29 protein-coding genes and 1 riboswitch are annotated in these 26,604 nt (G+C 42.4%); of the genes, 15 read left to right on the forward strand and 14 right to left on the reverse strand.

The annotated features are described in order from the left end of the window. The first annotated feature begins 17 nt into the window (after positions 1 to 17). Positions 18 to 1,550: a glucose-6-phosphate dehydrogenase gene (zwf, locus tag BUC10_RS02265; protein WP_073176277.1), complete on the forward strand. Its 1,533-nt coding sequence runs from the start codon at positions 18 to 20 to the stop codon at positions 1,548 to 1,550. Between the two features lie 87 nt (positions 1,551 to 1,637). Then, on the forward strand, positions 1,638 to 2,363 hold the full coding sequence (gene pgl / locus BUC10_RS02270; RefSeq protein ID WP_073176278.1) for a 6-phosphogluconolactonase: 726 nt from the start codon (positions 1,638 to 1,640) through the stop codon (positions 2,361 to 2,363). On the opposite strand, the gene BUC10_RS02275 is transcribed toward pgl, so the two are convergent. The 6 genes from BUC10_RS02275 to BUC10_RS02300 all read right to left on the reverse strand — a co-directional run bounded on the left by BUC10_RS02275 (position 2,344) and on the right by BUC10_RS02300 (position 7,633). Continuing rightward, positions 2,344 to 2,889: an acyl-CoA thioesterase gene (locus tag BUC10_RS02275; RefSeq protein ID WP_073176279.1), complete on the reverse strand. Its 546-nt coding sequence runs from the start codon at positions 2,887 to 2,889 to the stop codon at positions 2,344 to 2,346. The genes pgl and BUC10_RS02275 overlap by 20 nt on opposite strands. Before the next feature lies 1 nt (position 2,890). Continuing rightward, the gene (locus tag BUC10_RS02280; RefSeq protein ID WP_073176280.1) at positions 2,891 to 3,256 is read right to left on the reverse strand and encodes a 6-phosphogluconate dehydrogenase; all 366 of its coding nucleotides are present in this window, start codon (positions 3,254 to 3,256) and stop codon (positions 2,891 to 2,893) included. A gap of 3 nt (positions 3,257 to 3,259) precedes the next feature. Continuing rightward, a complete protein-coding gene (locus tag BUC10_RS02285) occupies positions 3,260 to 4,603 on the reverse strand; it encodes a DNA recombination protein RmuC (protein ID WP_073176281.1) in 1,344 nt (447 codons plus the stop codon). 61 nt (positions 4,604 to 4,664) lie between these two features. Then, on the reverse strand, positions 4,665 to 5,444 hold the full coding sequence (locus tag BUC10_RS02290) for an ABC transporter ATP-binding protein (protein ID WP_073176282.1): 780 nt from the start codon (positions 5,442 to 5,444) through the stop codon (positions 4,665 to 4,667). Beyond that, on the reverse strand, positions 5,444 to 6,475 hold the full coding sequence (locus BUC10_RS02295) for an iron ABC transporter permease (RefSeq protein ID WP_073176283.1): 1,032 nt from the start codon (positions 6,473 to 6,475) through the stop codon (positions 5,444 to 5,446). Before BUC10_RS02295 ends, BUC10_RS02290 begins: the two co-directional genes overlap by 1 nt. Next, positions 6,476 to 7,633 (reverse strand): ABC transporter substrate-binding protein, encoded by a 1,158-nt coding sequence (locus tag BUC10_RS02300; RefSeq protein WP_073176284.1) that lies wholly within the window; start codon positions 7,631 to 7,633, stop codon positions 6,476 to 6,478. It abuts the gene before it with no gap. A 55-nt stretch (positions 7,634 to 7,688) separates the two neighbouring features. Further along, a riboswitch (cobalamin riboswitch) is annotated at positions 7,689 to 7,907 on the forward strand. 88 nt (positions 7,908 to 7,995) lie between these two features. Between BUC10_RS02300 and BUC10_RS02305 the strand changes: the two genes are divergently transcribed. Together BUC10_RS02305 and BUC10_RS02310 are read left to right on the forward strand one after the other, a co-directional pair. Further along, positions 7,996 to 9,858, forward strand: a complete 1,863-nt coding sequence (locus BUC10_RS02305; protein WP_073177073.1) for a TonB-dependent receptor plug domain-containing protein — start codon at positions 7,996 to 7,998, stop codon at positions 9,856 to 9,858. A 17-nt stretch (positions 9,859 to 9,875) separates the two neighbouring features. After that, positions 9,876 to 10,814 carry an ABC transporter substrate-binding protein gene (locus BUC10_RS02310; RefSeq protein ID WP_073176285.1) on the forward strand — a complete coding sequence of 313 codons (939 nt, stop codon included), beginning with the start codon at positions 9,876 to 9,878 and terminating at the stop codon, positions 10,812 to 10,814. A gap of 41 nt (positions 10,815 to 10,855) precedes the next feature. Here the strand turns inward: BUC10_RS02310 and BUC10_RS02315 are convergent, their stop codons facing one another. After that, positions 10,856 to 12,328, reverse strand: coding sequence for a S41 family peptidase (locus BUC10_RS02315; protein WP_073177074.1), 1,473 nt, complete (start codon positions 12,326 to 12,328; stop codon positions 10,856 to 10,858). A gap of 211 nt (positions 12,329 to 12,539) precedes the next feature. On the opposite strand from BUC10_RS02315, the gene BUC10_RS02320 reads away from it, so the two are divergent. The 6 genes from BUC10_RS02320 (at position 12,540) to BUC10_RS02345 (ending at position 16,158) form a co-directional block, all read left to right on the forward strand. After that, positions 12,540 to 13,049, forward strand: coding sequence for an RNA polymerase sigma factor (locus BUC10_RS02320; RefSeq protein WP_073176286.1), 510 nt, complete (start codon positions 12,540 to 12,542; stop codon positions 13,047 to 13,049). Next, positions 13,036 to 13,455, forward strand: a complete 420-nt coding sequence (locus BUC10_RS02325; RefSeq protein WP_073176287.1) for a hypothetical protein — start codon at positions 13,036 to 13,038, stop codon at positions 13,453 to 13,455. Before BUC10_RS02320 ends, BUC10_RS02325 begins: the two co-directional genes overlap by 14 nt. A gap of 10 nt (positions 13,456 to 13,465) precedes the next feature. Continuing rightward, the gene (locus tag BUC10_RS02330) at positions 13,466 to 14,005 is read left to right on the forward strand and encodes a DUF4252 domain-containing protein (protein ID WP_073176288.1); all 540 of its coding nucleotides are present in this window, start codon (positions 13,466 to 13,468) and stop codon (positions 14,003 to 14,005) included. Between the two features lie 69 nt (positions 14,006 to 14,074). Then, complete coding sequence (locus BUC10_RS02335; protein WP_073176289.1) at positions 14,075 to 14,620, forward strand: DUF4252 domain-containing protein; 546 nt, start codon at positions 14,075 to 14,077, stop codon at positions 14,618 to 14,620. A 36-nt stretch (positions 14,621 to 14,656) separates the two neighbouring features. After that, a complete protein-coding gene (locus BUC10_RS02340) occupies positions 14,657 to 15,196 on the forward strand; it encodes a DUF4252 domain-containing protein (RefSeq protein ID WP_073177075.1) in 540 nt (179 codons plus the stop codon). A 146-nt stretch (positions 15,197 to 15,342) separates the two neighbouring features. Next, the gene (locus BUC10_RS02345; protein WP_073176290.1) at positions 15,343 to 16,158 is read left to right on the forward strand and encodes a mechanosensitive ion channel family protein; all 816 of its coding nucleotides are present in this window, start codon (positions 15,343 to 15,345) and stop codon (positions 16,156 to 16,158) included. Between the two features lie 21 nt (positions 16,159 to 16,179). Here BUC10_RS02345 and purB read toward each other — a convergent pair whose 3' ends face one another. Together purB and BUC10_RS02355 are read right to left on the reverse strand one after the other, a co-directional pair. Next, entirely contained in the window at positions 16,180 to 17,523 is a 1,344-nt protein-coding gene (gene purB, locus BUC10_RS02350; RefSeq protein WP_073176291.1) for an adenylosuccinate lyase, read from the reverse strand. Between the two features lie 43 nt (positions 17,524 to 17,566). Continuing rightward, entirely contained in the window at positions 17,567 to 18,139 is a 573-nt protein-coding gene (locus tag BUC10_RS02355; protein ID WP_073176292.1) for a hypothetical protein, read from the reverse strand. A 32-nt stretch (positions 18,140 to 18,171) separates the two neighbouring features. Between BUC10_RS02355 and BUC10_RS02360 the strand changes: the two genes are divergently transcribed. Next, positions 18,172 to 18,645, forward strand: a complete 474-nt coding sequence (locus BUC10_RS02360; RefSeq protein ID WP_073176293.1) for a heme-binding domain-containing protein — start codon at positions 18,172 to 18,174, stop codon at positions 18,643 to 18,645. On the opposite strand, the gene BUC10_RS02365 is transcribed toward BUC10_RS02360, so the two are convergent. Next, positions 18,608 to 19,309 (reverse strand): SIR2 family NAD-dependent protein deacylase, encoded by a 702-nt coding sequence (locus tag BUC10_RS02365; RefSeq protein ID WP_073176294.1) that lies wholly within the window; start codon positions 19,307 to 19,309, stop codon positions 18,608 to 18,610. The genes BUC10_RS02360 and BUC10_RS02365 overlap by 38 nt on opposite strands. 45 nt (positions 19,310 to 19,354) lie before the next feature. On the opposite strand from BUC10_RS02365, the gene BUC10_RS02370 reads away from it, so the two are divergent. From BUC10_RS02370 to BUC10_RS02380, 3 genes are read left to right on the forward strand one after another with little or no spacing between them, the layout of a single operon-like run. Beyond that, positions 19,355 to 20,008 carry a TrmH family RNA methyltransferase gene (locus BUC10_RS02370; protein WP_073176295.1) on the forward strand — a complete coding sequence of 218 codons (654 nt, stop codon included), beginning with the start codon at positions 19,355 to 19,357 and terminating at the stop codon, positions 20,006 to 20,008. A 39-nt stretch (positions 20,009 to 20,047) separates the two neighbouring features. Next, a complete protein-coding gene (locus BUC10_RS02375) occupies positions 20,048 to 20,578 on the forward strand; it encodes an SRPBCC family protein (RefSeq protein ID WP_073176296.1) in 531 nt (176 codons plus the stop codon). A 2-nt stretch (positions 20,579 to 20,580) separates the two neighbouring features. Beyond that, positions 20,581 to 20,961 (forward strand): VOC family protein, encoded by a 381-nt coding sequence (locus BUC10_RS02380; protein WP_073176297.1) that lies wholly within the window; start codon positions 20,581 to 20,583, stop codon positions 20,959 to 20,961. A gap of 7 nt (positions 20,962 to 20,968) precedes the next feature. On the opposite strand, the gene BUC10_RS02385 is transcribed toward BUC10_RS02380, so the two are convergent. The 4 genes from BUC10_RS02385 to BUC10_RS02400 all read right to left on the reverse strand — a co-directional run bounded on the left by BUC10_RS02385 (position 20,969) and on the right by BUC10_RS02400 (position 26,084). Continuing rightward, positions 20,969 to 22,654 (reverse strand): alpha-amylase family glycosyl hydrolase, encoded by a 1,686-nt coding sequence (locus tag BUC10_RS02385; protein WP_073176298.1) that lies wholly within the window; start codon positions 22,652 to 22,654, stop codon positions 20,969 to 20,971. A 98-nt stretch (positions 22,655 to 22,752) separates the two neighbouring features. After that, positions 22,753 to 23,529 (reverse strand): carboxypeptidase-like regulatory domain-containing protein, encoded by a 777-nt coding sequence (locus BUC10_RS02390; protein ID WP_073176299.1) that lies wholly within the window; start codon positions 23,527 to 23,529, stop codon positions 22,753 to 22,755. 75 nt (positions 23,530 to 23,604) lie between these two features. Then, complete coding sequence (locus BUC10_RS02395) at positions 23,605 to 25,362, reverse strand: DEAD/DEAH box helicase (protein WP_073176300.1); 1,758 nt, start codon at positions 25,360 to 25,362, stop codon at positions 23,605 to 23,607. Between the two features lie 140 nt (positions 25,363 to 25,502). After that, a complete protein-coding gene (locus tag BUC10_RS02400; protein WP_073176301.1) occupies positions 25,503 to 26,084 on the reverse strand; it encodes a non-canonical purine NTP diphosphatase in 582 nt (193 codons plus the stop codon). A gap of 62 nt (positions 26,085 to 26,146) precedes the next feature. On the opposite strand from BUC10_RS02400, the gene BUC10_RS02405 reads away from it, so the two are divergent. Further along, positions 26,147 to 26,599, forward strand: a complete 453-nt coding sequence (locus BUC10_RS02405) for a methyltransferase family protein (RefSeq protein ID WP_073176302.1) — start codon at positions 26,147 to 26,149, stop codon at positions 26,597 to 26,599. Positions 26,600 to 26,604: the final 5 nt, after the last annotated feature.

The following is a 26,604-nucleotide window of genomic DNA, read 5'->3' on the forward strand; positions in this document are numbered from 1 at the left end:
AAACCCCGTATACGCAGATGAAAAAGACTGAAAACCAAATGCTCGTTATTTTTGGTGCTTCCGGAGATTTAACGGCCAGAAAACTTATTCCCGCCATATTCAATCTCTATGTGGCAAGACAACTACCGGAGAATTTTGTGGTACTTGGTGCAAGTAGAAGTGACCTTTCTGATGAACAATTCCGTAATCGGGTGGTATATGAAAGTCCTTATTTGAAAGAAAAAATAGAGGATCTTAAAGAAAATTACATTCAAGGTTTTGCCGACAGAATTTTTTACGAAGACTTAGGCGGGACCTATGATACCGAATATACAGGGCTCAGAAAACGTGTTGAAGCCTTGAAAGAGGAATTCGATACTTCTGGAAATATCATCTACTATCTTTCCACACCTCCAACATTATATGAAACCATTGCGCAGAATCTGGCCGATGCAGGTTTGAATACCCAAAATAATGGTTGGAAAAGGTTGATAGTGGAAAAGCCCTTTGGATATAGTCTGGAAACAGCAAGAAATTTGAACAATGGGCTTCATCAATATTTTGATGAGCCCCAGATTTATCGGATAGACCATTATTTGGGTAAAGAGACCGTTCAAAATTTATTGGTGACCCGTTTCTCCAATAGCATTTTTGAACCCCTTTGGAATCGGAATTACATTCGCCATGTAGAGATTACCAACGCTGAAAGTGTGGGTGTTGAAAAAAGAGGGGGATATTATGATAAATCCGGAGCGCTTCGGGATATGTTCCAAAATCATTTGCTACAGATTGTTTCGTTGATTGTAATGGAGCCTCCGATAGGGGATCAACCCGAAGAAATTCGAAATGAAAAAGTAAAGGCGTTGAAATCCCTGCGCATCATGGAAGATGAAGAAACACTTTGGAACCATACCATTAGGGCGCAGTATGTGGCTTCTGAAATCAATGGGCAAAAAGTTAAAGGCTATAGGGAAGAAGACGGGGTAGACCCCAATTCCACCACAGAAACCTATGCCGCAATTAAGTTTTATGTGGATAACTGGCGCTGGCATGGAGTTCCATTCTATGTACGAACAGCAAAACGAATGCCGACCAAGGTAACCGAAGTGGTTATCCATTTTAAGACGCCGCATCATCAAATTTTTAAAGACTCCGGGGTCAACAGTAAAGATAATAAATTGGTCATCAGAATCCAGCCAGACGAGGGTATTCTCATGAAATTTGGGGTAAAGGTACCTGGCCAAGGCTTTAAAGTGGAACGAGCCAATTTGGATTTTTACTACTCAAGTCTGGCTCAAACCTATGTTATGGAGGCCTATGAACGCCTGTTGTTGGATGCCATGCAGGGCGATGCAACACTTTATGCACGTGCCGATGAGGTGGAAGCTGCTTGGGAATTTGTAGACCCTATCCTGGATTATTGGAAAAATGGCAAGGATGTGCGCATGTACGGATATGCCGCTGGGGTATGGGGCCCAGAGAATGCAGATGAGTTGATTGATGACCTGGGCTATTGGCGAAACCCGGGACAGGATTTGGCCGATGACCCCGGCTATTGTGTGATATGCTAGATTCAATTAACAATTAACAATTAACAATTAACAATTAGCAGCAGTCAGTTCAAGCGTAGTCGAGAACGAATAAAAGTTAAAGGGACAATGGACCTAAAAATATATAAGGACAAACAGGAGGTGGCCAACGCGTTTTCAAGTTATTTTGAAAGCTTGGTGAAAGGAAAGGACATATTTCATGTGGCACTATCCGGGGGGAGTACGCCCAAAGTTATTTTTGACATCCTAGCAGAAAACTATTCAACTAAAATTGATTGGAACAAAATCCATTTTTATTGGGGTGATGAAAGGTGCGTTCCTCCCACGGACGACCAGAGCAATTATAAAATGACCGTAGAGCATTTGTTTTCCAAAATCGATGTGCCAACTGGGAACATCCACCGTGTACTTGGGGAGAATGACCCATCTGCCGAGGCCATGCGGTATGCCAATCTTTTGGAAATTAATTTGGATAGAGTTGATGATATCCCGCAATTCGATTTGGTTGTCTTGGGCATGGGCGATGATGGGCATACGGCTTCCATATTCCCCCATGAAATTAATCTTTGGGATGCAGAGGACCATTGTGTGGTGGCCACCCATCCAGAATCGGGGCAAAAAAGAGTTTCCTTGAATGGAAAAGTAATCAATAGGGCTAAAGAAGTGGCGTTTCTTGTAACTGGAGCAGGAAAGGCGGAAAAGGTGCTATCCGTGCTCGAAAAAACCGAAGGTTTTGAAGCTTATCCCGCATCGTTGGTCCAACCGGAAACTGGTAAGTTGATTTGGTTTTTGGATACCGATGCTGCATCAATGATCAATCAAGATCCAGCTTGACATTTTCACCTTCCAGCACATGAAGGTATTCGTTGACCTTAAATTTTCTAGGGCTGTATTTTGAATCCCGATCGGAAGCAGATAGTTTTCTTTCCTTACTTCGGGCAAACCGTCTAAGTCCGTTCACATCTTCAATCTGAAGTCCAGGAACAGCAAGGTTTTTCCCATTATCGTCTTTGGCCACCATGGTGAAATAAGAAGAATTACAATGTTTAGTTTCCCCTGTCTTTACATTTTCAGATTCTACCCGAACCCCAACGACCATTGAAGTGCGACCGGTATAGTTGATACTGGCCTTAAGTGTCACCAGTTCACCCACCTCAATTGGATTTAGAAAGTTCACCCGATTCACTGAAGCGGTTACACAATAGGCCTGCGAATGCTTGGATGCGCATGCAAATGCAATTTGATCCATAAGATTTAGGATGTGACCCCCATGAACTTTTCCACCAAAATTAGAGTGGGAGGGGAGCATTAACTCCGTAATGGACACTCTGGATTCTTTGGCCGTTTTAAACTTTTTCATTTTAATTCTGTATATGTGGCGAGGTTTCCAACTGAACATCAATTATAAAATGCTTGGTGTCTCCCAACCAAAAAAACGTGGCATAGCGCTCCTTGTACGTCACTTTTACGTAACGTCCCTGGTATTCCTTCATTTTCTCAATAACCTCGGATTCACTGTCCTGTACAGAAAACGAAAAGATGTTTGTACCAGAAATACCTTGACTGATTTGTCCTTCCCAAGTTTTTGTTAGCACGCCCTTCCGACTGAACTTAATCAATTCCCCCGAACGGTAACCCTCACTGAAGGGAACATAGTAAACGAATGAAAAATATCCAGCAACGGCTAGCAGTACAGTAGCGATTAAGATGAAAACAAATTTGCGCATTACCTACAATTCAAGTTTGGGTTCTTCGTAATCGTTTTCTTGGGCACGTTTTAAGATGGGTTCTGGGATGGACTTTTTAGCCTTTGCGCCCATTTTCTTCAACTTCTCAATGCTGGTGACCAGGTTACCACGCCCTTCTACCAATTTGTTCATAGCTCCCCTGTATTCGTTCTTGGCCTCATCCATTTTTTTGCCAACCTTGGTGAGGTCGGTTACAAACCCCTCGAACTTATCGTATAACGCTCCCGCCTGGCGTGCAATCTCTATGGCATTTTTTTGTTGTTTTTCATTGCTCCACATTGTGTCTATGGTCCTAAGGGTGGCCAGCAATGTTGAGGGGGTCACAATGACAATATTCTGTTCAAAAGCCTTGTTATAAAGGGAATTGTCATAGTTTATTGCTACCGCAAAGGCAGGCTCTATTGGAACAAAAAGCAGCACAAAATCCGGGCTTTCCATTTCGTACAGGTCTTCATACTTTTTGGCCGAAAGTTGTTCTACATGCTTACGGAGTGAGCTAATATGGTCTTTAAGGTGTTTTTCCTTGGATTCCTCGTCCGCGTTTGTATATCGCTCGTAATCGGTTAGGGATACTTTGGAATCCACCACCATTTTTTTTCCATCTGGGAGATGGATGATGACGTCGGGCATTACCCGGCTTCCATCTTCACGGGCAAAACTCTGTTGTACACTATACTCCCTATCCTTTTCCAATCCGGATTTTTCCAGTACCCGCTCCAGTACCAATTCCCCCCAGTTCCCTTGCATTTTGCTATCTCCTTTTAATGCTTTGGTCAAATTTTCAGCTTCCTGCGTAATTTTCAGGTTCTGATTTTGGAGATTAAGCAATTGTTCTTTCAAAGCAGAGTGGATACTTATATTCTCTTTTTGGGTAGCTTCCACCTTCTTCTCGAACAATTGGATTTTTTCTTGAAGTGGAGTTAAAATCTGTTTGATGTTTTTTTGGTTCTGTTCGGTAAACTTGGTGCTTTTTTCATCCAGTATTTTGTTGGCTAGATTCTCAAACTCCTTGGTGAATTTTTCTTGTAGCTTTTCAACCTCTTCCTTTTGCTCCGTATTTACCCTTTGAAGATTTTCCAAATCCGCTTGATAGCGCACAATTTGATTACTTTGCTGTTCCTTTTCGAGCTGGAATTGCTTTTTTTCTTCATCATTATAAAGCAATTTTTCATTCAAGGAATTAACCGAACTTTTCAGTTGCTGCTCCCTCTCTTTCCAGACACTTTCATTGGACTTTGTTTTCAATTTTTGGATATACATACCCAGAAACAGGCCAATCCCCAAGGTTAACAACCCTATTATTACATAAATCAATTCGCTGCTCATGAAATGAATTTCTAAGGATAAAGATAACAGATTCCTATGGACAGTTGAAGGGATAGTCCACTTACTTTTTCACCTTGAAAGAGCCGGTTTTTGCGTCAAATTCTACCATTTCTGAAGGAAACAAGCGCTCAAAATGCTTTTGTTCGATCAATTCACAGGGCGTTCCAAATGGATTCGTCTTTCCGTCCAGAATCAATATTTTATCACAAAGTTGAATGGCCAAATCAATTTCATGGGTTGTGAAAATGATGGTTTTTTTGTTTCGATGTGCGAGTCGTTGTAAAAGCTTTAGAATCTCGACCTTATGATAAAGGTCAAGGTGTGTGGTTGGTTCATCCAGCAAAATCAATGGGGTATCTTGTGCCATAGCCCGGGCAATAAGTACGCGTTGTAGCTGTCCATCACTTAACTCGTGGCATTTTTTAAAACGAAGTTCCTTAAGCAAGAATGCATCCAAACTTTCTTCCACAAACTTTTTATCTTGAGAGGTCAATGTGCCGATCCAGTTGGTATAGGGTTGTCTCCCTAGGGTAATTAACTCCTGAACAGTGAGATTTTTGGAAGCTGGTTGTTCAGTCAACACCACGCTTAGCGTTTTGGCTAGGTTCGAGGGAGATAAAGCTGCAAGATCACTATCCGAGATGGAAATGTCCCCAGAAAGTTTTGGCTGCAATCCCCCGAGGCAACGCATTAAGGTTGATTTTCCAATTCCATTGACACCAACAATTGCACATAATTCACCGGTTCCAAGCGCAAAATTTATGTTATTGGCCACCAGCTTTTTCCCATAGCCGATAGCGAGTTCATGTGCCTTTATATATTTTGTAGCTTCTCCAACCATTAAAACAACAATTTACGTTTTCTTACCAACAACCAGATAACAACCGGGGCTCCCACCAAGGAGGTAATGGCATTTATGGGCAGCACATTGGCGGAGTTGGGCAATTGCGCAATCGTATCACATAATAACATTAAAATGGCACCATAGAGGAATACGGCCGGGATAAGGATTTTATGCTCCATGGTATCAAAAATCTGTCTGGTTAAATGCGGAACGGCCAGTCCCACAAAAGCTATCGGTCCAGCAAAGGCAGTAATACCCCCAGCTAACAATCCAGTTCCTAAAATGATGACCAATCTCGATTTTTTCAAGGAAACCCCTAGACTTTGGGCATAATTCTCCCCAAGTAAAAAGGCATTCAATTGCTTTATGGACCCTACACTCAATATGAAACCCAATCCCACTATTGCAGCTAATAGAGCTACTTGCTGAGAGGAGAGGTTCCCAACGCTTCCAAAGGACCAAAAAATGAATCGTTGCAGATTTTCCGCACTTGTAAAATAGGCCATAACGCTTACAATGGCTGAGGTTATACTCCCAAACATAAGCCCAATGATCAACAAGGCCATGGTATCTTTGATACGGTTGGCCACCACCATCACTACAAGGAGTACCAAAAAACTCCCTGCACTGGCCGCTATGGCCACCGACACATCGTTAAAAATCGATATGGTAGTAAATCCTGATAACAGTGAAAAACCCATAAGGAGCAATGCGGCACCCAAGCTGGCTCCGGAACTTATACCCAAAACAAATGGTCCGGCCAGTGGGTTTCTAAAAAGGGTCTGCATCAACAACCCGCTGAGTGATAGGCCGCCGCCCACCAAAACAGCTGTGAACGCCTTTGGCACCCTATAGTTCCATAAAATATAGTTCCAGGAATCCAATTCCATTTCAGTACCAAACAGTGCAGCTAATATGGTTCCAAAGGGTATAGAGACCGAACCTGAACTTACGTTCAAAAGAAATGCCAACACCACAGCTAGGGCAATCAAAACGAAAGAGATATAGTATGACCGATTGATGCTCATTTAGTTTAAAGGCATGAAAAAATGGGGTTGGTGTTCTGGCAGAAGTTTTGGATGAAGTATGGAAATTAGGTCTTTCAGCACAAGGTCGGGTCTTTGTGGGGCCAGTTCATAAAACAACAACCCCCCGGTTTCTCCTTTGTTGATAGCGTTGGAGAACACCGTTTTTTGTTCAAATGCCTTGAACTGTCTATAATGGGAATTTGCCTGAAGCAGTTCTTCGTAAGAGCCATGCAAGGAAGGATTAAACCAATAATCCGCCTGTACACCCTTTTCCAAAACAGCTTCCAGGCTCAAGCCAATACTTCCGGTATTGGGCGTTTCTTGCCACAAATAGTTGGCGTTGGCGTCCTCCAGGAATTGGGCCATCCAGCTTTTTCCGCCAGCTACATACCACACATCTTTATAAAGTCCTCCCGTGAGCACCGTGGGTTTTTCTATTGCATTTTGCGCCAGTTTTTTGGCCTTCTTATAGTTGGCTTCTATACCTTCAAAAACTTCGTCTGCAAGGGATTCTTTGTTGAAAAAAGGGGCAAAAAACTTAATCCATTCAGCTTTGCCCAATGGGGTGCCCTCTGTCCAGTCACCGTTGTAAACTATTGGAATTCCAGATTTATGGAGTGTTTCATAGGCTTTATTGGTATCGTTGATGCCAAAACCGATAAGCACCTCTGGTTTGAGAGCCAGGGTTATTTCGGTATTGATGTTTTCATTGGTGCCTAGTTCTTCGATTTGTCCCTTTTGTATTCGGACTCTGGCTGCGACCGAAGAAATTAAATCCGTGTTTGGGAATCCAACAATAGCATCGAGTTCGCCAAGTGCTTCCAAGGCGGCGATATGGGTAGTTGAGGTGATTATCATTTGGTTCACGGGAGTCGCCACAATGGCATCATAGGCATCTCTGGGCAGGGTAATGCTGGCTAACCTATCCTTAGGCACAAGGGCGTAGGTGAAGGTGCTTTTGGAGCCGGGCCATGGAGAGCTTACCTCGATAACGGTTATGATACCTTCCGATTTGATATTAAAACCTGTAGCGTACTGAATTTGGTTTGGAACCACATTTTGTTTAACCGATATAGGCTTCTTTTTTTCTTGGCATCCTACGATAAAGATGGTCAGCATCAATGTAAAAACCAGACTAGAAAAACGTTTTTGTCCCATGACGCCAAAAGTAAGATTATTTAACTTTTTTGAAAAAAGATTAAACAGAATCATTAATTTCGCTGCGAATTTTGGTTTGTTTGGGCCTTTGGCCCAAACAATTAAAAGGGAATCCGGTGCAAATCCGGAACTGTTCCCGCAACTGTAAGTTGATATCGAGTTCATCTTGATACCTTTTTGGGGTGCTATTTTCTTCAAAGCCACTGTCCTTTAGGATGGGAAGGCAAAATGGCATTCAACAAGTCAGGAGACCTGCCAAATTTTTATCCGCCCAGGAGGGCAAACAAACATTGTTAAACTTTCGGGATAAAAGTTTACGTATGGGACAGCATACTATTCTCCCGTTTATTCACTTAAACGAAATGAAAAAAAGAAATTTAATTTTATGCACCGCAGTTTTTGCGGGACAAGGACTTTTTGCGCAGCAAACCCAGCAAGATTCCCTTGAAATCCAACAACTTGATGAAGTTGTGGTCAGCGATTCCCGTTTTGCCTTGAAACGGGAAAACTCGGGTAAAACGGTAATTAAAATTACCGCGGAGGAGTTGGAACGCAATCAGGGTAGGACTGTTGGCGAATTGATCAATACCAAAAGCGGAATCGAGATTACCGGGAGCCGTGGTAGGGATGGCTCCGTTTTTGGCGTTTTTGCCAGAGGGGGGCGTGGACGCCAGGCCCTTGTTATCATTGATGGTGTTCGTGTTTCAGACCCTGCTTCATTTTCACAGGAATACGATATCAGGTTACTTTCAACAGCCAACATCGAGTCCATAGAAATTATTAAAGGAGCTGCCAGTACCTTGTATGGGACCAATGCGGCAACCGCGGTAATTTTGATTACCACCAAAAAGGAATCCTCTGATAAAATCACGGGCAACTTCCAATCCACCATCGGAACAAATCAAAATCAAGATGACCAAAATTACAATTTGGGCAGTTTTGCCAATGGAGCATCGATAAGCGGCACCTTGGAAAAGTTTTCTTATGGAGTGGACTTTTCAAACCGATATTCAAGCGGTCTTTCGGCGGCAGTGACTCCCCAAAATGAGGAAGATGTTTTTTCCCATTTTGCAACTAACATCAAATTGGGATATCAATTTTCCGAAAACTTTGAACTATCGGTATATGGAAACCAGACCAAATTCAATACAGAGTTTGATGCTGCCTTGGCAGAGGCACCTAACCGTGCCAAGGTTAGTCAGGAAAGGGTAGGGCTATCCACTTCAATTGTCTATGGCAAGGGGTCGGTCCATTTGAATGCTGCTTACACAGATTACCTCAATGAGTCGGTTAGTACTTTTGGGGAGAGTACCTCCGATGGAAAAAACTTGGTTTTGGATGTATACAATAAATATGTCATTGCTGATAAATGGCACACTATTTTGGGTGTCAACTATCTCAAGGATGAAGCAGTTTTCACTAATGAGGCTGACTTTACCATCTTGGACCCCTATGCCAATGTGGTCTATGTTTCGGACTTTGGATTTAATTTAAATACCGGGGCAAGGTTGAACACGCACTCAGAATATGGGAATCAATTTGTCTACAATGTGAATCCATCCTATTCCATTTCCACCGAAAATGGATATATAAAATTGCTGGGCTCTTATGCAACCTCATATATCACGCCCAACTTGATTCAACTGTTTGGGGATTTCGGAGCCAACCCAGATTTGGAACCTGAGGAAAATCGAACCTTAGAAGGCGGGGTGGAATACTATATCAGCAACAAGTTACGCCTGAGCTCACTGTATTTTAATCGCAATGAAAAGAACACCATAGGTTTTGATCAAAACTTTACAAGTATAAATGTTGCTGATGAGATTGACGCCAGTGGGGTGGAAGTTGAGGCTTCTTGGAACCCATCCAATGTCTTCAGTTTAGATGCCAACTATACCTTCACTGAGCGCAAAGGTGATAATGCAATTCGCATTCCCAAGCATAAGGTGAATCTGGCACTTGGATATCAAGTATGTGAAACCACCAATCTTTCCTTAACCTACGCGTATACAGGACAGCGCGTAGATACCGACTTCACCACGTTTTCCGATGTGTCATTGGAAGCATTCTCTCTTGTTGGTCTATATGTGGAGCACCAGTTGATTCCGCAGAAACTTAAGATTTTCTTGAATGGAACCAATTTGTTGAATGAGGATTTTGTGGAGGTAATTGGATTTACGACCCGGGGAAGAAATATAAGTGCTGGATTTAACCTGAACCTGTAATTGACTACCTTGTAAAGATGATTAAGGTTTGTTCTTTTTTACCGGCAGTTACCCAGATGTTATACGATATGGGTTTGGATGATCATTTGTTTGGGGTGACGTTCGAGTGCCCTGAGAAGGCTTTAAAGGAAAAACAGCCTGTTGTCCGATGCATCTTGGAGGGAAAGGATTTGTCCAGTAAGGAAATCGATGCTCTTTTTTCCGCCAGCAAACACCAGGGTAAGGACCTTTATTACGTAGATGAGCAGATATTGGAAGAAATTGCCCCTGATATCATCTTTACCCAGGATATGTGCGATATCTGTCAGATAGATACGGCTTGTACCGCCGCCGCTGTTTCCAAATTGGACAAACAGCCAGAGCTGATTTCAATTAGTCCGGAATCTTTGGAGGATGTTTTTGAATCTGCCGTTACCATAGCTAGGGCCTTGGGAAAAGAGGAAGTAGCCTATACTTATCTTGATGCACTTCAAAAACGCATAGATAAAGTTGTAGATAAACTCAGAACTGCCAAAGCGCTTCCCAAACGTGTCATGCTCTTGGAATGGCTGGATCCAATTTTTAATTGTGGACATTGGATTCCGCACCAAATCGGCTTGGCCGGAGGAATTGATATGCTTTCTAATCCGTCTGGGGACAGTATTGTTACCCAGTGGGATAAAATAGTTCGGTACGATCCAGAAATTCTGGTAATTGCCCCATGTGGATTTACGGTGGAAAGAACATTGACGGAATTACATTTATTAAGTGCCAAAAAGGACTGGGATTCACTTAGGGCGGTGCAAGAAAACAGGGTCTACCTTGCGGATTTCGACCTTTTTACCCAGTCATCTGCCAATACCTTGGTTAATGGAATTGAACTATTGGCGGGTATTTTCCATCCGGAAGCCATTACAATCCCCAAAAACTTAAAAAACAAGTACCAACATGTGGATTGCCAATTGACTGAACGATGAAAGATAAGAAATGAAAAAGCGGCCGGTTGGCCGCTTTTTTTTTATTGTTTTCCAATGTTCAAGGGTTTGTCTAGATACATATTATCACGCATAGGAGTTTCAATTCTAGAACTTACAAATGTCTTGGCCGGCATTTGTACGGAGAAACTCCTTTTACTGGTTACTCCGGTAATTTCTTCAATGGCTCTCGCCAATAATGGTTCGTCGGGATCACCCAAAACACCCAGATTGGCCAAATCCTCCTCTAGTACCTCATTGGGCACCAATCCTTCGGTATAATCGAAAAATCCATCGGCATTTTCATTTCTTCCTACCAAAGGCTGGATTCCCCAACTGTTGTTCGGATTGATTTGATTCTCACGATCACTGTTATAGATGAAGCTATTGTCCGGGTCATCCACAAGGGTGATGGAAAACTCGTTTTTGCCTCGAGTGGTCTCGCCTACATGAAAAATTTCAACATAGGGCGCCAAACCATTCATGACCAATTCACTGGCAGACGCCGAGCTGTTAGTGGCAATCACATGTACTTTACTAAGGTTTAGCGTGTTTATGGCGGTAGTCCCTGTTGTGCTGGCAAAGTAATCTTCGAGTTGTTCCGCGCTTAGTTGATTCTGGATTTTATCGTTCCATCGTTGTCTTATATAAAGCTCATCGGTATTGGTGCTGTAAATCATACTGGCAAGCAGCCGGGAAGTATTTACAGAGCCACCTGGATTGTAACGCATGTCCAAGACCAACTCAGTTGCACCTTCGGCCTTAAATTGTCCGAAGGCAGCATTGAGCTGTTCGTTAAAACTGCTCAGGAAACGGTTATACATCAAATAGGCGATTTTTGTGCCATTGATATCCAAAGTTTTGGCCACCAAAATGGGATCCTCTACTTGATTTTCAATTTTGGTCAACTCAATTTCCGTGTCATTGTCCACAATCTCTTCGTTGACAATATCGGCTAGCCCCAAGGTAAAGGTGTCGTTGCCATTGAACAAAAGGTTTACATAGTTGCCAAGGGTCAGTTGTTGTCCATCCACCCGGGTAAATATATCCCCTCTTTTTATGTCGGTTGTTGATGCGTCAGAGTTGGGAACAATATATTGAACATATCCGAAGAGGCCGTCTCCTTCAGAAAATCGGACTAAGCCAAACTCCAAACCGTTACTTTTGGACACTCCAGACAGGTTATTGACCAGTTCCTCATAGTTTTCGTTGAGGAAACTAAAACGGTCTTCCTCAAACAATAGGACATCAAAATAGAAATCCTCCGGGTTGGGTGTTTGGGCCAGAAAGTTGGTGAATTCTTCGTTGTTTGTAAAACGTGTATCCGCCAAATCGGGTACACTACCTTGCCAAAAATACCATAGATTCATAGCGTTCCACATAAATGCTTGGGGAGCCAAGGCATTGTCTATAGTACCCGGAGGGTCCGGATTTGGGTTTTCAATCCCATTGTCATCACTGGAACACGAAGAAAATAAGAGTCCAACTCCAACAAATAAGAACAGTAGTTTTTTCATAGCAAAATTTTGGGTTAATTCATCAATTATCATTCCACACCTTCAATTATACTTAGGTATATGTAGAATTAATTTTAAATTTCTTACAATGAATTGGCATACAAATTAGCTACATATCATCAGAATACAAATTTTTTGTAACAAATTTCGATATACGTCGTCGAGATAATGTAAGCAAGGAAATAAAACTTACAACAACTAAGAAAACCTAATGAAACAAGCCGAATTTTTAAGTGTGGTGATGCCTTTTAAGGATAAACTATATAGACTGGCAAAGCGCTTATTGGTTTCTAGGGAGGAGGCGGAAGATGCCACACAGGAGATTTTATTGAAACTGTGGGCAAAAAATGAATCTATGGCGGAGTATAAAAATGTAGAAGCTTTCGCCATGACGATGACCAAAAATTTCTGCCTTGACCGACTAAAGTCGAAGCAAGCCAGTAACCTTAAATTGGTCCACAGTAATTATCAGGATGAAAGCACATCATTGCAAAAACAACTGGAGGCAGAGGATAGTATAGGATGGATGGAGCGCATTATGGAAGAACTGCCGGAACAACAAAAAATGGTGTTACAGCTGAGGGATGTGGAACAATACGACTTTGACGAAATATGTGCCTTAATGGAAATGAAACCTACCGCAGTGCGCGTGGCACTTTCCAGGGCAAGAAAAACAGTACGACAAGAATTGATAAAAAAACATAGCTATGGAATTGGATAACATAGAAAAATTATTGGAAAAGTATTTTGAGGCAACCACTACCATTGCAGAGGAACAGGAATTGCAGACCTATTTTTCGCAAAAAGATGTAGCGGCACATTTGGAGCAATACCGCCCCATGTTCAATTTCTTTTCCAATGCCAAGGAGGAGCGCTATACCAAGCAGGTTCCATTAAAACCTAGAAAAAACTACTACAAGTGGATTTCCGTTGCTGCCGTAGCCGTTTTGACCTTTGGCATCTATTTTGGTAACCAGTACAGAGAAAGACAGCAGGCAGAGTATGCCTATCAGGAAACCAAAAAAGCTTTTGAGCTCTTGGCCGAGAATTTTGGAAAAGGTACAGAAAAAGTGGCCTATTTACAGGAGTTTGAAGTAGCAAAACAAAAAATTTACAACAATAATTAAATCGTAAACAATGAAAAGGAATATTTTAATTTTATTAATCGCTGTTATACCACTGTCCGGGTTTTCCCAGTCCCTATTTGATCAATATGAGGATTTGGACGAAGTAACCTCCGTGGTGGTGAATAAAAGCATGTTCAATCTGTTGGCTAAGATAGATGTAGAGGTTGATGACCCCGAGGCCCAGGATTTTATGGACATTGCCAGTAGCCTTAAAAGTCTAAAGGTGTTTACCACGGACAACAAGGAGATTGGCGATAACATGAAATCATCGGTACAGCGTTATCTGAAGTCCGCTACAATGGAGGAATTGATGCGAGTTAAGGACAAGGACGCCAATGTAAAGTTCTATATAAAGGAAGGAAAGGATGACGACCATGTTAGTGAATTGCTGATGTTCGTTACGGGTTTGAAAGATGTAGAGGCCGATGGCAGAAAGTTTGAGACTGTATTGCTATCTCTTACAGGTGATATCGATCTGAACAAGATCAATTCATTGACCAATAAAATGAATTTGCCTAAGGAATTGAACAAAGCAGGAAAGAAACAATAAAGTGGTAAGTGGCCGAGAATTTCCTCTCGGCCACTATTTTAACCACAACATCAATCAAAAACAATTAGAATGAAAAGAATAATTATGTTAATAATGGTGGCGATGCTACCTTATTTAGGAACCTCTCAATCGATATTTGACAAGTTCGAGGATTCGGAAAGAATTGGATCCGTTACCATCAATAAAGGAATGTTGAACATTGTCGCAAAGATGATGGAGTATGACGATGATGTGGATAGCCAAGAATGTGTTGATATTGCTAGAAGCATCAACAACATAAAGGTTTTTATGTCCGAGGATGAAGGAGCGGCAGCCGATATGGCGGCAACCATGAAGCAATATGTCCGGTCATCCAAATTGGAAGAGCTCATGAAAGTAAGGGATGGGGATACCAACCTTAAGTTTTATGTGAGGAATGGAAAGGATGATGATCATGTGGCCGAGTTGCTTATGTTTGTTACCGGTATTGAAGAGAAGAAGCACCGGAAGCACGATTACCATTTTGAAACCGTATTACTCACCATGACAGGAGATATAGACCTTACCAAGGTGGGTGCTTTGACCAAAAAAATGGATCTACACAAGGGACTGCACAAAATTGAAGAAAGAGAGTAAATGTCTTTAAGACGAAAGTCACTTAAAATTGAACAAATGAAACATATCATTAAAAGTATTTGGGTAGCAGCTGCGGTACTTCTTGCGTCTTGTTCTTCCCAACAAAGCCTGCAGGAATATTATGTGGACAATTCAGAGAACCCCAATTTTATTGCCATTGATGTGCCCGCCAGCATTTTGAAGATGGATGGGGTGGATTTGACCGAAACCCAGTCAGAAGCTATAGAATCCTTACGAAAGTTTAATCTGTTGGCCTTCAAAAAGACGGTCGATAATGAGGCTGAGTACAAGGCTGAAAAAACGAAGGTGAAGGAAATTTTAAAAGGGGACGATTTTGTGGAATTGATGAAAATCAACTCGCAATACGGCAAAGGAGTAATCAAGTATATTGGTGATGAAGATGCCATAGACGAGGTGATCATTTATGGTGACAGTAGCGATAAAGGCTTTGCCCTGGTCCGTGTGTTGGGGAAGGATATGAACCCGGCCCATATTGTGCAATTGATGCAGGCCATTCAGAAGTCCGATTATAAAGGAGAGGGCCTAGGGGAAATAGGTGATTTTTTGAAGGGCTAAACGATCCACAGTTTTATATTAAAATCCTGATGATTGAGTTCATTGGGATTTTTTTTGTCCAAAGAATTCGCGATCTGCCAATTTTGTGACCTTCTTGCTATCTTAGTGTCTCACAAGGGAAACACTAACAAAATCAATTAAATCAAATGGAAAAAGCACAAGAATGGATTAACTATGGTTTGGATCTTGCCAAAGAGTTTGGTCCCAAACTGGTGACGGCCATCCTCATTTATATTGTGGGTTCATGGGTCATTAAAAGAATTACTTCCGGTACTAGGAAGGTTATGGCAAAGAGCAAGTATGACGAGTCTTTGCAGAGGTTTTTGCTCAACCTCATCTCATGGTCACTTAAAGTATTCCTCATCATCATAGTTATTTCTAGATTGGGTGTGGATGTAACCACTTTTGCAGCAGTTATTGCGGCGGCAGGTTTGGCCATAGGTTTGGCCTTGCAAGGTTCGCTTTCCAACTTTGCCGGGGGTGTACTGCTGATGATATTCAAGCCTTATCGCATTGGGGACCTTATCGAGGCGCAAGGTGTCTTGGGGGTAGTCAAGGAAATAGAAATTTTTACTACGAAACTGACTACACCGGAAAACAAATTGGCCATTGTGCCAAACGGTGCCATGGCGAATGGCAACATTGTGAACTATACGGCCGAAGGAAAGATAAGAGTTGATACTGTGGTGGGCGTTGGCTATGGGGAAGATATCAAAAAGACCAAAGAGGTGTTGTTGAATGTGCTTACCTCCAATCCTCAGGTCCTACGGGACCCTGAACCTTCCGTTAACGTGATGGAATTGGCAGATAGCTCCGTCAATTTTGCGGTACGCCCGTTTTGCAAACCAGAGGATTACTGGGATGTCTACTTCTCAACGTATGAGAATTGCAAATTGGCCCTAGATGAGGCTGGAATTGAAATTCCTTACCCACATTCCGTGGAAATCCATAAGGAAGGATAAGACATTTTAAGAAAAAAGAATCTAAACCCCGGTATAATTTGCTGGGGTTATTTTTTTCAATTCATTTTTGATCTCATGTGATATTTCCAAAGTGTCTATGAAATCCGAAATTGAAGCTTGAGTGATTTTCTCATTCGTCCTCGTCAATCCTTTTAGCGCCTCATAGGGATTGGGATACCCTTCTCTCCTAAGGATGGTCTGAATGGCCTCTGCTACTACGGCCCAATTGTCCTCCAAGTCCTGTTCAAATTTTTGGGCATTCAAAACCAACTTGTTTAGCCCTTTGAGCGTGGAAAGTAGTGCCACTTGGGTATGGCCAAAAGGAACGCCGACATTCCTAAGCACGGTACTATCCGTTAGATCACGCTGCAGACGGGATACGGGTAATTTAGCCGATAAATGTTCAAAAAGGGCGTTGGCCAACCCTAAATTACCTTCTGAATTTTCAAAATCGATGGGGTTTACTTTATGTGGCATTGCCGAAGAGCCTACTTCTCCTTTTTTGATTTTTTGTTTGAAGTAATCCATTGCAATATAAGTCCATATGTCCCGGTCCAAATCAATATAAATGGTGTTGATCCGTTTCAAGCAGTCGAAAAGGGCGGCCATATGATCATAGTGCTCTATTTGGGTTGTTGGGAAAGAATGGTACAAGCCCAGTTTTTCCTGAACAAATTTTTGTCCGAAGGCTTTCCAATCCGTATTGGGGTATGCCACTTTGTGGGCATTGTAATTCCCTGTAGCCCCTCCAAACTTGGCCGCGCTTGGGATATCGTTGAGTAGATTGAACTGCTCCTTCAACCGCTCCACAAAAACATCGATTTCCTTGCCCAAACGAGTAGGGGAGGCGGGTTGTCCGTGGGTTCTGGCCAGCATTGGAATGTCGGCCCATTGAGTGGCCAAAGCCTTTAGTTTTTCAAAAACCTCAAAATAAAGGGGCACATAAACATCGTTCATTGCTTCTTTTATAGAAAGCGGAATAGCGGTGTTGTTAATGTCCTGGGAGGTCAACCCAAAATGAATAAATTCCTTGAACTTTTGGAGTCCCAGTTCATCAAACTTTTGCTTGATAAAATACTCTACGGCCTTGACATCATGATTGGTGGTTTTTTCAATTTCCTTTATTGCCAAAGCATCCCCTTCCGAGAAATCCAAATAAATGTTTTGGAGTTTTGGGAAAAGGGAGGTGTCAAAATCCTTTAGTTGTGGAAGGGGAATTTCGCAAAGTGCAATAAAATACTCAATCTCAACGCGCACCCGATACTTAATCAGGGCTTCTTCCGAGAAATAATCCCCTAAGGATTCTGTTTTGTTTCGATATCGTCCATCAATGGGCGAAATGGCGTTGAGTTGATTTACTGGCATGGTCTATTTTTTGAAAGGGCAAAGATACTTAAACTCCCCAAGTTTAATGTCCTAATTGAATCAGCTTGTCCAAGGTTTTTTTACCTCTATTTTTATAACCGGCCGTACCTTGTGAAATGGTATCCTCCAAAATCTGCTTCAATTCGGGGTGAACCCAACTGAACTTGGTTCCCAAATAATACAGACTACTCATCGCAAAGACTTTGGCAGCGACCTTGTGGGGACCAATAAACCAATCGAAACAAGCAGTCATAATTCGCTCTAAATGAGCATCAGAAATAGTTCTTATAAAAACCGGATCTTTGACCTTGAAGTAGGCTTCGCACAGCATTTCACAGGTATGGGCCATAGGCCTAATGGCCGACTCGTTGGTCAAGGTGGACAATCCCTTCGTAAACGCATCCATATGGGGCAAGAGATAAACCAATCGCTTTCGCATCAAATGATCTAACACCCAGCTGGCATTAAAGGATTCGGATTTATCCTGAAGAAAAACCTCCTGCAATACATTCCCGGTAAGTTTAGGGTGCACCTCCAAAATGGCTACAAGCCCAGAGATTCGTTCTTTGGAAAGCCGACCTGAATTTAATTCGGTATGCAGTTGTCCTTCTGTCACAAAACGTTATTTTTACAAAAACACCTAATAGGATGAAAATAGCAAAAAAAATAGCAATTGCACTGTTGGTGATTCTCGTTGCAATGCAGTTCTATAGGCCAGAAAAGAATACGGCTTCGGGGGATTATATAACGGCTTTTAAAGCGGATACAAAACCAGATGCCCAAATTACCCAAATTCTGGAAAACGCTTGTTATGATTGTCATAGTGACCATACGGAATATCCATGGTACAATAACATCGCTCCAGTATCCTATTGGATAGATCATCATGTTGAAGAGGGAAAGGAACATTTGGATTTCTCTGATTGGGAAAACTACTCTTTGAAGAAGAAAGACCACAAAATGGATGAGTTGATTGAGGAAGTTGAGGAAGGGGAAATGCCATTGAACGAATATACTTGGACCCATGGTGATGCTAGATTGACGGAAGAGCAAAAACACCTGCTAATGGAGTGGGCCAAAAAGGTTAGGGAAGGTTACCAAGCAACTGGTGAGCTAGAATAGGCACTCCTTCGGTGGCCGTCATGGGCATCACCTTAAGATTTGGATAACTGCCGGATGCTACACTTGGTCTGGGGTCAATAAAATAGATAGGGGTTCCGCTGGGAACATAATCGATCAAACTTGCAGCTGGGTACACCTGCATAGAGGTGCCGATAATAATCAAAATATCCGCGGCCACAGTAATTTCAACCGCATTTTGAAGCTTGGGGACCATTTCCCCGAACCAGACAATATGTGGTCGAAGTTGGTGCCCGTTTTCGTCCAAATCACCCAAGACTAAATCGGTTTTCCAGTCCAAAATGTAATCCTCATTCACGGTACTTCTGACTTTAAACAACTCTCCATGTAAATGAAGCACCTTAGAACTTCCGGCCTGTTCGTGCAAATTATCTACGTTCTGTGTGATAATTTCCACGTTATAATTGTTTTCAAGGGTCACCAAGGCCTTATGCCCCTCATTTGGGATCACTTCCAGAAGTTGCCTTCTTCTTTGGTTGTAAAATTCCAACACCAGTTCCGGATTTTTTGCAAAACCTTGAGGGGAAGCCACTTCCATGACATCATGCCCCTCCCATAATCCATTGGAATCACGAAAGGTTTTTAATCCGCTTTCCGCGCTCATTCCAGCTCCGGTCAGTACTACAATCCTTTGTTTTCTTTCCATATAGGTCTAAAAATATGAAATTCAAATTTTGCTATCTTGTTCTTGATGTTTCAGGATGATTTACTGACATACTTAGAGACCTTTTTGACCAAGGACCGAAAGCAACGTTTTTTGGACGTGCTTGGTAATCGCACCAAGTTCTTAACGATAGCTATTGAAGATGTATTTCAATTGCACAACACCAGCGCGGTTATTCGCAGTTGCGATGCCTTTGGTATCCAGGAGGTACATGTGGTGGAAGATCGTTTTGGACAACGATTGGACAAAAATATTGCGGTGGGAGCAGAGCAGTGGGTGGATGTTTACCGTTATAGGAATACCTCGGATTGTGTTACCGAACTGAAACACCGAGGTTATAAAATCATAGCAACAACGCCACATACAAATTCGAGTATGTTGGGTGATTTCGAAATAAATTCCAAAACCGCCCTTTTCTTCGGTACAGAAAAAGAAGGATTGAGCGAAGAGGTGATGCAAAAGGCAGATGGATTTCTAAAAGTTCCGATGGTAGGCTTTTCCGAGAGTTTAAATATTTCGGTTTGTGCTGCCATCATTATCCAAGAATTGACCAAAAAGCTTAGAAACTCGAATTTGGAGTGGCAGTTATCCGACATTGAAATTTTGGAAAAACGGTTAGATTGGACTAAAAAGTCCATTAAGGATGTGGAAGGTATTATCAGTAGATACCCTGACAAATAAAGTTTTTTGTATTTTGTAGGGTAACCAAATAAAAACAAAATGACCACACTACTTTACATTTTGGCAGGATTGGTCCTGCTTGTACTTATTTTGGCCATGATTGCGCCCAAAACCTATAATGTTTCCCGATCTATTCAAATTGACCAGCCCAAAGCGGTGGTTTTTGATAATCTCAGATATCTGAAAAATCATGATGAATGGTCACCGTGGGCCAAGAAAGACCCAAATATGGAAAAAAAATTCACTGGAACTGACGGTGAGGTTGGGGCAACAAGTTATTGGAACGGTAATAAAGATGTGGGCGAAGGGGAACAAGAACTCAAGAAAATTGTGGATGGTGAGCGAATCGAGTCTGAACTTCGATTTCTTAAACCATGGAAATCCACATCTGACGCCTATTTGACTACCGAAGCAACCGGGGATAACCAAACCAAGGTTACCTGGGGCTTTTCTGGAAAAAACAAATTTCCAGTTAGCATTATGATGCTTTTCATGAATATGGATAAGGCCGTTGGAGGTGACTTTGAAGAAGGGCTTTCGAGTCTAAAAACACTTTTAGAAAGACAATAAAGATGAAACAGAACATGGTGGGCTGGTTCGAGATTCCCGTATTGGATATGGATCGGGCCAAAACATTTTATGATACCGTTTTTGAAATAGGGATTCAAGTTCAGGATTTTGGCGGAACCCTCATGGGTTGGTTCCCATGGGCAGAAGGGAAAACAGGGGCTAGTGGTTCTCTAATTCTACAACCTGACTGGTATACCCCAAGCAAAAAAGATGGGGTCTTGGTTTATTTTTCTAGTGAAGATGTGCAAACTGAGCTGGACCGCATTGAAGCGGCAGGGGGTCAAATCCTAAAACCTAAGACTCAAATTAGCCCTGAGGTCGGCTATATGGCCCTTTTTGTAGATACTGAAGGTAACAGGATTGCCCTGCATTCCCGCAGTTAGGACATCGCTACTCAGCCAGTTCCAATAAAGCTACATCAAAATCGTTATCCAGGGTCACCCGGCCTTTGGTCACCATAACCTCCGTTTCGGAATAGGTGTCGTACAATTTTGTGCCATCACCGAAGAAGCCCTTTACCCAGAGTGATTTCTTGCCCTTGGGTAAATCCAATCCAACCACAACCTTGTCTTTATAGTCACCATTCGTATAGGTCCTGGAAAATACATAAGGTGTTTTGGCCAATCTCTTGTGCTTCCCGGCCCCAATGGCTGGGTGATTTCTTCTAAACTGTCCCAATTTTTGCCAGTGCTTGTGAACATTTTGTATTTCTGGTAGACTATCCAATTCTTCCCAGTTCATAAATGACCTTAAAGTTGCATCGCCCTCGGTTCCTTCAATGATTAAGCTTCTAGATGTTTCGTCCCCATAGTATACCTGTGAAGCACCTGGAGTTAGTAATAAAACGTTGGCCGAAAACATGGGTTTTTTTCGCTCCTTGTCAAACGGACTCCCGTCATCATGGGATGTGAGGTAATTTAGGACGCTTTTTCCCTTTAATTTGGTATTGAGCAACCGACTGTATTTCTTAAAGATGGTCTCATATTCCTTCTTGGCATCGACCTTTAAATCAAAATTGATCAAGCTTTTGAACCCAAAATTGAAGAAATCCACTTTTTTGTCGCCAAAATCAAATTCACGACCTCCGGTAATCCCATAGTTGTAAACTTCTCCCACCATATAGAATGGGTTGTCGTCCAATATTTGATCGGGATGTTTTTTCTTCCAAGTTTCAAAGGCATATGTAGCTTCCTTGTACAAATCGGACCACGCATTCTCGTTGACATGCTTTACGGTATCCACACGAAAACCATCAACGCCAAAATCGTTGATGTAATCGGTGAGCCATTTGATAATATAAAAACGTGGTGCCCTCGGATATCCGGTACGCTCAAAGAACAATTGTAGCTCATCCAGCTCTTGACTCAATCTTCCTTCATCCTTCCATTTCGCCAAGAGGGCATCCGGAAGCTCCACAGGGGCATCCGACTCTGTTAAAATATCCGGAAGATTTTCCACTAGGGTACAGGCGGTGGTATTTTCATAGGTGGTAAATTCACAATTAGGTCCTGTCCGCACCCATTCTTCTGGCCAAACAGGATCTATATCGGTCACGGGCCCAGTATGGTTGAGCACAACGTCCAGCAGTACCCTAATTCCTTTGGAGTGAGCTGTTTTCACTAATTTTTCCAAGTCTTTTCGGGTTCCAAAATTGGGGTCGATAGCTGTCCAGTCCTTGGCCCAATAACCGTGATAGCCATAGGTGTTTCCTGTTCCTTCGTTAGTGGCTCCATGTATTTGCTCCACTACCGGGGTGAACCATATAGCATTGATTCCCAAATCGGTAAAGTATCCCTCTTCAATCTTTTGTGTTATACCTTGAATATCACCCCCTTCAAAACCCCTTAGCACTGCGGTTTCTTCCGTTTGATCAAACTGAACCCCTTTTTCAGGATTACCATTATTGAAACGGTCCGTTAAGAGAAAATAAACATTGGCCCCCTCCCATACAAAAGGCACCTCTTTTTTCTGTACTTCCTCCACAGTTACATTCTCATTTTTGGGCAAAGATTTTTTCGTTTCCTTGCAGCCAAACAAAAAGGACATGATGGACATAATAGCAAGTAGTTTTTTCATTTTTTGGGATTTTAGCTAAAGCTATAAAATGCATTGGGATTAATAAAATTTATTTAATCCCGATAAGAAAAGGAGTTGCAGGTAAATCCCGATGCGCATTATCTTCTATTGAGGACGCGGTACTCCTCGTAGCAACTGGATATGGCATCTAAAATTTGAAGGTCGTTGGCAGTATTGATAAAGGATCTTGAATAGTTACAGTTGTTCAGGATGTCCTCAATATCCACCTTTTCTAGTTGCAACAATTCGGTAAGGGTTTCCCTATCGAATTTGGAAGCCAATAGATTGCGGATATCATCATCTTGTTTCATCTGCTGTAGCTTCCGCATCTGCCTCGGCTTTTTGCCAAAAAGGTTGCGCAGTAGGTCCGCAGGATTGAGAATGGCACCCAGCACCTTGGTCACGGCACTCGGGCTTTTGCTGCCCCCTTCGTAACTTTTTTGAAGGCCTGAAATACTGTACTGGTAGGCATTGTTGATGGGTAGATTTTTAACATCAATCTCCAAATAACCCGTTAGTTGGTAGGGTCTTACAATAACCTCTTCAAGGGCGTAGGCAAGCTCAGTTAAGGCAATTTCGGTATCCTCAAACTTGAACATATCACTGGTTACCCGAACCTTTTCAGACTTAAAACCTAGAAAAGTAAAGTATAGTGTATCGTTAACGGCCGCTGGAATAGTAAACTTACCTTCCTGGTTGGTAATGGTTCCGACTACCTTGTTTAGGTTGATAATGTGTACGCTTTCCATGGGAAATCCACTCTGCGCATTGACTACCTTGGCTACCAATTCACCTTCCACAGCAGTAGTGTCCTCGCTTTGGGAAAAACCATTTAGGAAAACGAAGGAAAAAAATATTAGTAGAACTCTTTTCATGCAATCTTTGTAGTCGTAAAAGTACTAAACAAACAAAAATAAATAGGAGTCCACTACGATTTAATATAGAATTAACTAATAAAAGCCTGGTCTTCGTTTACCTCCTTTTTTTCCAGAACCGCCTCTGCGGCCACCTTTAAATGAGCGGTTGTCCCCACCTTTTCGATGCCCTCGCTTTCTGTCTCGCTTTCGCCCTCCTTTTCCTGAACTTGGTGGGTTTTTGGACACTTCCACGTTGATGAATCTACCTTTAACCTTAAACTCGGTGAAGGTTTGGAGTACAAGGTCCGTCAATCGGGCCTCGGTATTGAAGAACGAAAAACTGTCTTTGGTATCCACATTGAAAACATCTTCTTTCTCAAGGTTCAATGTGTCCCTCAAAAAGTCTTTTAACGACATCCAGTCATAACCGTCGCGCTCTCCAACATTGATGAAATAGCGTACCGAACCATCGGAAGGTTTGTTTCCTCTGCCACCTTCTCCTTTTTCATTGCGTTCCCTTCCGCTATCCGAAGAGTTTAAGTCTCTGGTCTTGCTGTAGTAATTGTAAAAGCGGGTAAATTCTACGGATACGATTTTTTTCACCAACTCTTCACGATCAATGCCGTCCAGAACATCATTGATGGCGGGGAGGTAATTATCAATTTCAGGATTGATTTTGGTGTCCTTGATGCGATTGGCCAAATGATAGAGTTGGATTTCGCAAATCTCAATGCCCGTTGGTATTTTTTTGGAGATGAATTGCTGTTGGATTTTCTTCTCAATGGCTTTTATTTTGCGTTGTTCGGAGCGGGTAATAATCACCATTGAAATTCCAGATTTCCCGGCACGACCTGTACGGCCACTTCTGTGGGTATAGGTTTCAATTTCATCCGGAAGTTGATAATTGATTACGTGGGTAATGTCATCCACATCAATTCCTCTGGCTGCAACATCCGTCGCCACCAACATTTGCACCTGTTTTTTTCGGAAAGCGTTCATGACCAAATCCCTTTGGTTCTGACTCAGGTCGCCATGAAGTGCCCCAGCATTGTAGCCATCCTCAATTAGTTTTTCAGCAACACGCTGAGTATCTCTTTTGGTTCGGCAGAAAACCACCGAAAAAATCCCCGGATTTGCATCCGCAAGTCGCTTAAGTGCGGCATATCTGTCTCTACCGCCTACAGCATAATATTCGTGCTGTACCGTCGAAGCGCCTGCGTTTTTTGTGCCAACGGTGATTTCCTGGGGTTTGTGCATGAACTTTTTGGCAATAGTAGCTACCTCTTTGGGCATGGTAGCTGAGAACAACCAAGTGAACTTTTCTTCCGGTGTATTGGAGAGGATGTCCTTGATATCTTCATAAAAGCCCATATTGAGCATTTCGTCCGCCTCGTCCAGGACGCAGTAGTCGATTTTGGAAATATCCACCATTCCCCGTCCGATCATATCCTTCATCCTTCCCGGAGTGGCCACTACAATTTGGGCACCACGTTTAATTTGTCTGGCTTGTTCGGTGATACTTGCACCCCCGTAAATGGCCACGGTACTTAGCCCTTTTACGTATTTGGAGTAAAGCTTTAGTTCATTGGTGATTTGCAAACAGAGTTCACGGGTAGGGGATAGGATAAGGCCCTGCGTGGTTCTGCTTTCTGCATGGATTTTTTGAATCATGGGAAATCCAAATGCAGCGGTCTTTCCTGTTCCCGTTTGGGCAAGTGCTACCAAATCGGTTTCTTCCTGTAATAAAATTGGGATTGATTTTTCTTGTACTTCGGATGGAGTTTCAAATCCAAGATCGGAAATAGCATCCAATAGGGGTTTGTCCAACCCCAAGGCTTCAAATTTTGTCATAGCGGTGTATACCTTATTTCGCAAATATGTTGTGTTGCATAGAGCGATATATACTACCCATCTGGAGCCCCGCGCAACACCATGCCCATACCGGCGGCGTTATTAAAGGCGCAAAGGTACACCAATTTACTTAGCGGGAGCTATTTATCTTGGTTTTTAAGGAAGGCTACCAACTTCTGAATGGCACGCCCCCTATGGCTGATACTATTTTTAGTGGAAGAAGAAAGCTCGCCGAAGGTATGTTGGTAGCCCTCTGGTTTAAAAATGGGGTCATAGCCAAATCCCTGGTTGCCCTTGGCAGTTTCTGTTATGGTTCCATGGACCTTACCTTCAAATACATGACTCCGTCCATTTAGATTCAAGTATATAACCGTTTTGAAGTGAGCGCACCTTTCAGTCTTACCATGGAGTTCATGCAGTACTTTGGACATATTGTCCGCCGCATTTTTTTGTTCCCCGGCATAACGAGCCGAATATACCCCTGGCGCGCCCTCAAGGGCGTCAATGAGAAGGCCTGTATCGTCGGAAAAACAGTCCAATCCATATTTTTTGGTGATGTGATCCGCCTTGATTTTGGCATTTTCCTCCAAGGTAGACCCAGTCTCCGGGATTTCTTCCATGCAACCAATAGCCTCTAACGACAGCAACTGAATGTGCTCAGGAAGAAGTTGCTGAACTTCTCTAAGTTTATGTGCATTGTGGGTGGCAAAAACAATCTTCAAGAGCCTCTGTTATTTTAGGTAATGGCCAAATGTAGTAATTTAGGCCTATAACCTAGATTGCAATGAAGTTGAAAATACTCCCACCTTTGGTCATGCTTTTCTTTGGAGGACTGATGTACCTATTGGACCTTTTTTTACCAGTGGGCGAATTCGATTTCTTTGGGAGAAAGGAACTGGCCATTGGGCTCTTTGCACTTGGCCTTTTCATAGTGTTTTGGGCAATTTTCCAGTTTCTTTTGGTCAAAACGACGACTAATCCCATCAACCTGAACAAAAGTAGTACGTTGGTCACCAGTGGAATTTTTAAAATTTCACGAAACCCCATGTATTTGGGCATGTTGCTTTTGTTGTTGGCGTTTGGGCTGAAATTGGGAAATGCTTTTAACACCTTGCTAGCCGCAGGATTTGTGTATTATATGAATCATTTCCAGATAAAAAAGGAAGAAGAGGCCCTGACCTCACTTTTTGGAAAAACATACACCAATTATTACAAGGCCACACGTAGATGGTTTTAATTTTT

This window comes from Flagellimonas flava (assembly GCF_900129665.1).
GTDB classification, from domain to species: Bacteria; Bacteroidota; Bacteroidia; order Flavobacteriales; family Flavobacteriaceae; genus Flagellimonas; species Flagellimonas flava.

Excerpts from the sequence above, each read along its gene's own strand:
- zwf (WP_073176277.1), top strand. The coding sequence starts at position 18 with ATGAAAAAGACTGAAAACCAAATGCTCGTTATTTTTGGTGCTTCCGGA.
- pgl (WP_073176278.1), top strand. The coding sequence starts at position 1,638 with ATGGACCTAAAAATATATAAGGACAAACAGGAGGTGGCCAACGCGTTT.
- BUC10_RS02275 (WP_073176279.1), bottom strand. The coding sequence starts at position 2,889 with ATGAAAAAGTTTAAAACGGCCAAAGAATCCAGAGTGTCCATTACGGAG.
- BUC10_RS02280 (WP_073176280.1), bottom strand. The coding sequence starts at position 3,256 with ATGCGCAAATTTGTTTTCATCTTAATCGCTACTGTACTGCTAGCCGTT.
- BUC10_RS02285 (WP_073176281.1), bottom strand. The coding sequence starts at position 4,603 with ATGAGCAGCGAATTGATTTATGTAATAATAGGGTTGTTAACCTTGGGG.
- BUC10_RS02290 (WP_073176282.1), bottom strand. The coding sequence starts at position 5,444 with ATGGTTGGAGAAGCTACAAAATATATAAAGGCACATGAACTCGCTATC.
- BUC10_RS02295 (WP_073176283.1), bottom strand. The coding sequence starts at position 6,475 with ATGAGCATCAATCGGTCATACTATATCTCTTTCGTTTTGATTGCCCTA.
- BUC10_RS02300 (WP_073176284.1), bottom strand. The coding sequence starts at position 7,633 with ATGGGACAAAAACGTTTTTCTAGTCTGGTTTTTACATTGATGCTGACC.
- BUC10_RS02305 (WP_073177073.1), top strand. The coding sequence starts at position 7,996 with ATGAAAAAAAGAAATTTAATTTTATGCACCGCAGTTTTTGCGGGACAA.
- BUC10_RS02310 (WP_073176285.1), top strand. The coding sequence starts at position 9,876 with ATGATTAAGGTTTGTTCTTTTTTACCGGCAGTTACCCAGATGTTATAC.
- BUC10_RS02315 (WP_073177074.1), bottom strand. The coding sequence starts at position 12,328 with ATGAAAAAACTACTGTTCTTATTTGTTGGAGTTGGACTCTTATTTTCT.
- BUC10_RS02320 (WP_073176286.1), top strand. The coding sequence starts at position 12,540 with ATGAAACAAGCCGAATTTTTAAGTGTGGTGATGCCTTTTAAGGATAAA.
- BUC10_RS02325 (WP_073176287.1), top strand. The coding sequence starts at position 13,036 with ATGGAATTGGATAACATAGAAAAATTATTGGAAAAGTATTTTGAGGCA.
- BUC10_RS02330 (WP_073176288.1), top strand. The coding sequence starts at position 13,466 with ATGAAAAGGAATATTTTAATTTTATTAATCGCTGTTATACCACTGTCC.
- BUC10_RS02335 (WP_073176289.1), top strand. The coding sequence starts at position 14,075 with ATGAAAAGAATAATTATGTTAATAATGGTGGCGATGCTACCTTATTTA.
- BUC10_RS02340 (WP_073177075.1), top strand. The coding sequence starts at position 14,657 with ATGAAACATATCATTAAAAGTATTTGGGTAGCAGCTGCGGTACTTCTT.
- BUC10_RS02345 (WP_073176290.1), top strand. The coding sequence starts at position 15,343 with ATGGAAAAAGCACAAGAATGGATTAACTATGGTTTGGATCTTGCCAAA.
- purB (WP_073176291.1), bottom strand. The coding sequence starts at position 17,523 with ATGCCAGTAAATCAACTCAACGCCATTTCGCCCATTGATGGACGATAT.
- BUC10_RS02360 (WP_073176293.1), top strand. The coding sequence starts at position 18,172 with ATGAAAATAGCAAAAAAAATAGCAATTGCACTGTTGGTGATTCTCGTT.
- BUC10_RS02365 (WP_073176294.1), bottom strand. The coding sequence starts at position 19,309 with ATGGAAAGAAAACAAAGGATTGTAGTACTGACCGGAGCTGGAATGAGC.
- BUC10_RS02370 (WP_073176295.1), top strand. The coding sequence starts at position 19,355 with ATGTTTCAGGATGATTTACTGACATACTTAGAGACCTTTTTGACCAAG.
- BUC10_RS02375 (WP_073176296.1), top strand. The coding sequence starts at position 20,048 with ATGACCACACTACTTTACATTTTGGCAGGATTGGTCCTGCTTGTACTT.
- BUC10_RS02380 (WP_073176297.1), top strand. The coding sequence starts at position 20,581 with ATGAAACAGAACATGGTGGGCTGGTTCGAGATTCCCGTATTGGATATG.
- BUC10_RS02385 (WP_073176298.1), bottom strand. The coding sequence starts at position 22,654 with ATGAAAAAACTACTTGCTATTATGTCCATCATGTCCTTTTTGTTTGGC.
- BUC10_RS02390 (WP_073176299.1), bottom strand. The coding sequence starts at position 23,529 with ATGAAAAGAGTTCTACTAATATTTTTTTCCTTCGTTTTCCTAAATGGT.
- BUC10_RS02395 (WP_073176300.1), bottom strand. The coding sequence starts at position 25,362 with ATGACAAAATTTGAAGCCTTGGGGTTGGACAAACCCCTATTGGATGCT.
- BUC10_RS02405 (WP_073176302.1), top strand. The coding sequence starts at position 26,147 with ATGAAGTTGAAAATACTCCCACCTTTGGTCATGCTTTTCTTTGGAGGA.